Below are 6,259 nucleotides of genomic sequence, written 5' to 3'. Positions count from 1 at the left end.
GCTTCCGGCCGGCCGTATGAAGGCCGCCCGCGCTGCAATCAATGATCTGGTGGATTCTTTGGCACCGTGGTCCGTGGTTCTGGTTGACGCATTCGGCCTGCCTTCCGAGGTATCCAACATCCCGATGCTCACCGAAGCCGGCGTGGACCCGCTGCGCGATTAGGCGCCTGTCCCCATTTGAACGCCTAGGCCGCCACGACCATCCAAATGGCCACCATGTGCACAACCGCAGCCGCGATAGTCGCGCTGTGGAAGTGCTCGTGGTAGCCATACCACCGGGCGTTGCGGCCCGGCCATTTGAAGCCATAGGCCAAAGCGCCTAGCGAATAGATCACTCCGCCGGCAAAAAGCAGCCACACAACTGCGGCGCCGGCTGCACCCCACAGGGTGGGAATGAGTGGGATCACCAACCATCCCAGTGCCAGATAGACCACCACATCGAGCCAGCGTGGATGGTCTATCCACAACAGATTCAGGATGACACCCAAGATTGCCCCAGCCCAAGCAATAGCCAGCATGAGCGATGCCTGCTTCACGTCTAAGACGATGGCACACAGCGGCGTATACGTCGCCGCAATAAAGACAGCGATGGTTGCGTGATCCGCCCGACGCCACCAACGCACTGCCCGCAAGCTCGGCCATGGCCAACGGTGATAAAGGGCGGACACGCCAAACAAGCCCACTACGCCGACGCCGTAGACGGTAACGGCTAGCGCGTGCCACCAGGGCAGCGTCATCCAGGAATAGGTAATCAGCACAGTAGATGCGATCACCGAGCAAATCGCGGCAAAGAAGTGGCCCCAGCCGCGAGTGAGGGGGCGTGGGCCACGGTCAGCGATGAAATAGCGCCGCTCGACGAGCCCCTCAGGTGGCGCCTGCTCCACCCCTTCTAATAGCGCAGTGTTTTCCTTGTTAGCCATCACCAGGTAGCCGCCTCACTTCGGAGAAAACTTACGTTGCCGTAACTATACGGCGCCCGCCCGACGCTTTCAAGGAAATACCCACTATTTTGTTATGCGTATTAAATTTTGCACCGGCGCCAAAATCGGCGAGGCCTGGCCGGATTCGACCGACTACGAAAACTTCTTCGAAGCGCAGCTGTACAAGGCCTGGGAGACGACGCTCGGTCCAGCGCCCGGCGTCGAATAGCGCGTGCCACTTTAGTCACAGTAGTTGAATCTTTTTTCAACTTTCCCTGGGAAGTACTTATACAAGCTGAAAAATCCTTGTACACTTGCTCCCACTATGACTTCCACACGCTCCATTGGAACCCTGCTCAAGTCCGTCGCCGCCGCCGGCGCCCTCGCGCTGGCTGTCGGCTCAACCACCACCCCTGCCATGGCTCAGTCGAGCCACCTAGAGAAGGTCTCCTCGCGCGTGACCAACCCGCAGCCTTGGCTGGGTGACCAGGCCAAGATCGTGGGCAAACGCCACATCAACGGCAACCACTGGGTCGTCGACGTGTGGTCTCCTGCCAACCGCGAAATCATCACCAACAACGTGCTGCTGCCGGGCGGCGACCAACCGCGCCCGAGCTTCTATCTCCTGCCTGGCATCCAGGGCGGCCAGGAGGGCATGAACTGGATGACGCATACCGACGTCGGACCATGGTTCGCGGATAAAAACGTCAACGTAGTCATGCCGCTTGGCGGCCCATACTCGCTGTACACGGACTGGAACCAGGCCGACCCAATCCTGGGCGTAAACAAGTGGAACACCTACATGACCCAGGAGCTTCCGCCGCTTATCGACGCCGAGTTCCACGGCACCGGCCGCGATGCCATCGGCGGCCTCTCCTCCACCGGTGCGGCGGCGCTCGATATCGCGGCGCATGCGCCACAGCGTTTCAAGGCGGCCGCTTCCTACTCCGGCTGCCCAGTGCGCTCTGATCCGACGGGCGTTCTGACCTCGACGGCAATGATGGCTTACGGCGGCGGCTCCTCTTTCAACGCGTGGGGTCTGCCGGGCTCGCCGCAGTGGGCGGACCATGACCCGAACTTCAATCCGGGTCGCCTGCGCGGTGTAGATGTCTTCGTGGCTTCTGCATCCGGCAACCCGGGTCCGATTGATGGCAACAACATCAACCCGGTGACCAACGTTGGCCCGCGTGCAGTTGAGGTGATTGCCAACCAGTGCACCGAGACCTTCACGCACAACGCGCGCCGCGCCGGCGTGAACGTTAACCGCTACTACAGCGAGCAGGGTTCGCACTCCTTCGGGCTCTTTGCACACGAGATGAAGGTCAGCTGGGCGCAGACCATCGCACGCGCAATCGGCGCTTAAGTCACGGCGCTCACGCGATTTCTCCTGGGCATCACGAACTCCAATAAATCTGAGGCTTCCACCCCGGTTGGGTCCCCGTCTTTGGGTCCCATTGGTTGGGTCCTATTGCGAGTGGAGTTTTGTGTTTTGGGGTAAAAAGGCTCCCTTTGCTAGCAAAGGGAGCCAAGGAATGGGACCCAACCAGGGAGACCCAACCAGCCGGGCTCGGAACTACTTGCGGAAGTACTCTGCCGCAGACTCGAAGAGCTTCATATCGTACTCGCCCGGCACGTTCTTGTAGGTAGATGCCGAGATGCGTTCAGAGTGGCCCATCTTGCCTAGGACGCGGCCATCCTCGGACATGATGCCCTCAAGGGCGAAGAGGCCGCCGTTCGGGTTAACGGAGATATCCATCAGCGGGTTACCAGCAACGTCGACATACTGGGTGACGGCAGCTGCCTTTAGACGCTCCCACTCGGACTCACCAGCAGTGATGCGGCCCTCGCCGTGAGAAATCGGGACGGTGAAGACGTCGCCCTCGTTAATCTTGGACAGCCACGGCGATGCGTTATTGACCACGCGCACACGCGAAATACGCGACTGGTGGCGACCAATCGTGTTGAAGGTCAGCGTCGGGGTCTCAGTGCCCGGCTCAGAAATCTTGCCGAACGGCACCAAGCCCAGCTTGATCAGCGCCTGGAAGCCATTGCAGATGCCGAGGACCAGGCCACCGCGCTCGTCGAGAAGCCCCTGCACACCCGCGGTGAGCGATGGGTTACGCAGGAAGGACGTGATGAACTTCGCGGAACCGTCCGGCTCGTCGCCACCAGAGAAGCCGCCCGGCAGGAAGAGCATCTGGGAGCGATCCAAAGCCGCGGCCATGCGGTCGACGGACTCAACAATGTCCTCCGGGGTGCGGTTGCGCACCACGAGGATCTCCGGCTCGATGCCAGCGCGACGCAGCGCGCGGGCGGAGTCGTACTCGCAGTTGGTACCCGGGAAGACCGGGATGAGAGCGGAAGCCTTGGCGCCGCCGTGGGTCGGAGTGATGGTCGGTGCCTCAGATGCGGAGACCGAAGAAGTGGCGTCTGCCAGGGAAACCGAACCAGTCTGCTCAACGAAGCTCGGGTAGATCTCTACGAGAGTGCCCAGGTAGGCGGCCTCAGCGTCGGCAAAGGAAACCTCGGTGCCGCGGTAGGTGAAGCCGCCCTCGGCGGTCTCACCAATAACCGAGCCCGCGGTTGGCTCCTCGCCGTCTGCCCACTCCAGGACGAAGGCGCCGTAGGCATAGTCGTAGAGCGGGGCGTCGTCAGTAAAGGCGAAGCCGATGCCCTCGCCCAAGCCCATCTTCAGCACGGACTCGGCAGGGCCGCCGAAGCCCGGGGTGTAAGCGGAGATGACCTTGCCGGAGCGCAGCAGCTCCGTCACGGTGCGGAAGTTGGCAACCAGGGAATCTGGGGTGGGCAGGCCGGCCAGCGCAGTATCCTCTGCGCCAGCGATCTCCGGCTGGAAAAGCGTGACCTTGTGGCCCGCTGCCTTGAAGTAGTTCGGCACCATGTGCGTGGCATCGTCGTGGCTGACGGCAACCGAGATGACCGTCGGCGGGACGCTGAGCTCCTCGAAGGTGCCGGACATGGAGTCCTTGCCGCCAATCGCGGCGACGCCGAGTCCAAGCTGGGCCTTGATGGTGCCCAGCAGCGCGGCAGCCGGCTTGCCCCACGCCGCAGCGGAGTCCATGCGCTCGAAGTACTCCTGGAAAGACAAGTAGGTCTCGTCGAAGGAGGCGCCGGTAGCAATCAGCTTAGACACCGACTCCACCACCGCGAGGTAGGCCCCGTGGAACGGGCTGGCCTCAGTGACGTATGGGTTGTAGCCCCAGGACATCACGGAGCAGTTGGTGGTCTCTCCCAGCGCCGGCAGGGTGTGTGCCGTGGCCTGGATCGGGGTGGCCTGGCGGGTGCCGCCGAAAGGCATCAGCACGGTGCCGGCACCGACGGTGGAGTCGAAGCGCTCAGACAGGCCCTGCTTGGAAGCCACGTTGAGGTCGGAGGCCATGCCGAGGAAGGACGCGTTGAAGTCCTCCTGGCGTGCCCACTCGCGGGCCGCGCCGCGCCAATCAGCGGCGGGGGCAACCTCGACGTCGACGTGCTTGTCGGCGCCGTTGGTGTTTAGGAATTCGCGGGAAAGGTCAACGATGGTGTTGCCGCGCCAATGCATGCGCATGCGGCCCGAGTCAGTGACCTCCGCAACGACCACGGCGTTGAGGTTCTCCTCGTTAGCCAGCGCGATCAGCTTGTCGAGGTCGCCTGCCTCAACGACGGTGGCCATGCGCTCCTGGGATTCGGACAGAGCCAGCTCGGTGCCGTTCAGGCCCTCGTACTTCTTCGGGACCGCATCGAGGTTGATCTCCAGCGAATCCGCCAGCTCGCCCACTGCGACGGCGACGCCGCCGGCGCCGAAGTCATTACAGCGCTTGATGAGCTTGGAAAACTCCGGGTTGCGGAACAGGCGCTGGAGCTTTCGCTCCTCCGGCGCATTACCCTTCTGCACCTCCGCGCCCGCGGTGGTCAGCGACTCCACGGTGTGCGACTTGGAGGAACCAGTAGCTCCGCCGATACCGTCACGGCCCGTTGCACCGCCGACGAGCACCACGAGGTCACCCGCCGCCGGAACTTCGCGACGTACGTTCGCCGCCGGTGCGCCCGCCACTACCGCACCCATTTCGAGGTGCTTGGCGACGTACCCCGGGTGATAGACCTCATCAACTAGGCCGGTAGCCAAGCCAATCTGGTTGCCGTAGGAGGAATTTCCGGCAGCTGCCACGCGGGCAATGGTCTTCTGCGGCAGCTTGCCGGCGCGAGTGGTGGTCTCCAGCGGGTTACCGGAGCCGGAGATGCGCATCGCGCCGTAGACATAACCGCGGCCAGACAGCGGGTCGCGGATTGCGCCACCGATGCAGGTAGCAGCGCCGCCAAAAGGCTCGATTTCGGTTGGGTGGTTGTGGGTCTCGTTCTTAAACAGAAGCAGCCACGGCTCTTCCTTGCCATCCACGGTAATGGTGACATGAACGGTGCAGGCGTTGATCTCCTCGGAGACGTCCATGGCGTCGAGCTTGCCCGTGGCACGCAGCACCTTACCAGCGATGGTGCCCATGTCCATCAAAGTCACCGGCTTAGCGCGGCCGATGGACTCGCGGGCTTCAAGGTAGTCCTGGTAAGCGGCCTCAACGGCCGGCTCATTGAAGGTAATGGAATCGAGGACGGTCTCGAAGGTGGTGTGGCGGCAGTGGTCGGACCAGTAGGTATCAATCACCTTGAGCTCGGTGATGGTGGGTTCGCGGTCTTCGGAAGCAAAGTAGTTACGAATCAAGGTGGCGTCGTCCGCGTCCATGGCCAAGCCGTGGGAGGCAACGAACTCGGGAAGGGCGGCGTCGGAAAGCGCAGTGAAACCCTCAAGGGTCTCTACGTCTGCGGGGGTATCGACGTGCAATGCCAAAGTCTCCGGCAGCTCCAGCGCTGCTTCACGGGACTCGACGGGGTTAATCAGATCCTTGCGCATGGCGGCAGGAATCTCACCATCTACCGCATAGACCACCGCGGTGCGTACGCGGGGGCGCTCCTTTTCAAAGAGGAACTGAATGCACTGTGCCGCGGAATCGGCGCGCTGATCAAACTGGCCTGGAAGCGGTTCAACGGCGAGAACCCCGCCTGTAACTCCAGCCTCGTCCAGCGTGGAAAAAGTAGTGTCTACCTGCGGTTCTGAAAGAACCAACTTGACCGCGGTAGCAAATTCGGAATCGGTGGTGCCCTCTACGTCGTAGCGATTGAGCACGCGCACGTTGACGCCGTACTCCTTCGACAATGCAGCGGCATGCCCGCCCTCGCGATTTTCCACATACACGCGCTGAACCATCGTGCCTCCAGTTTCATTCAGCTCAAGTTTTAACTCGGTAGTCGACTTAGTGCCCACAGTATTTCCCGCGGGGAACGAAAACCAA

4 protein-coding genes are annotated in these 6,259 nt (G+C 62.1%); 2 read left to right on the top strand and 2 right to left on the bottom strand.

Translation table 11 applies throughout. The features are described 5' to 3' along the window. Nucleotides 1-185 precede the first annotated feature (185 nt). On the bottom strand, nt 186-920 hold the full coding sequence (locus tag HMPREF2724_RS11155) for a PAQR family membrane homeostasis protein TrhA (RefSeq protein ID WP_070588613.1): 735 nt from the start codon (nt 918-920) through the stop codon (nt 186-188). Between the two features lie 94 nt (nt 921-1,014). On the opposite strand from HMPREF2724_RS11155, the gene HMPREF2724_RS13420 reads away from it, so the two are divergent. Both HMPREF2724_RS13420 and HMPREF2724_RS11150 read left to right on the top strand, forming a co-directional pair. Beyond that, nucleotides 1,015-1,149: a hypothetical protein gene (locus tag HMPREF2724_RS13420; RefSeq protein ID WP_256374965.1), complete on the top strand. Its 135-nt coding sequence runs from the start codon at nt 1,015-1,017 to the stop codon at nt 1,147-1,149. 96 nt (nt 1,150-1,245) lie between these two features. Next, nucleotides 1,246-2,283, top strand: a complete 1,038-nt coding sequence (locus HMPREF2724_RS11150) for an alpha/beta hydrolase (protein ID WP_061924553.1) — start codon at nt 1,246-1,248, stop codon at nt 2,281-2,283. 210 nt (nt 2,284-2,493) lie between these two features. On the opposite strand, the gene HMPREF2724_RS11145 is transcribed toward HMPREF2724_RS11150, so the two are convergent. Continuing rightward, nucleotides 2,494-6,162: a phosphoribosylformylglycinamidine synthase gene (locus tag HMPREF2724_RS11145; protein ID WP_246818261.1), complete on the bottom strand. Its 3,669-nt coding sequence runs from the start codon at nt 6,160-6,162 to the stop codon at nt 2,494-2,496. Between the last annotated feature and the right edge of the window lie 97 nt (nt 6,163-6,259).

Origin of the sequence: Corynebacterium sp. HMSC071F07, from assembly GCF_001810285.1 — a bacterium.
Classification (GTDB): domain Bacteria; phylum Actinomycetota; class Actinomycetes; order Mycobacteriales; family Mycobacteriaceae; genus Corynebacterium; species Corynebacterium simulans.
Note: the sequence above shows the minus strand (reverse complement) of the source record. Positions and strands in the feature narration are given on the sequence as shown.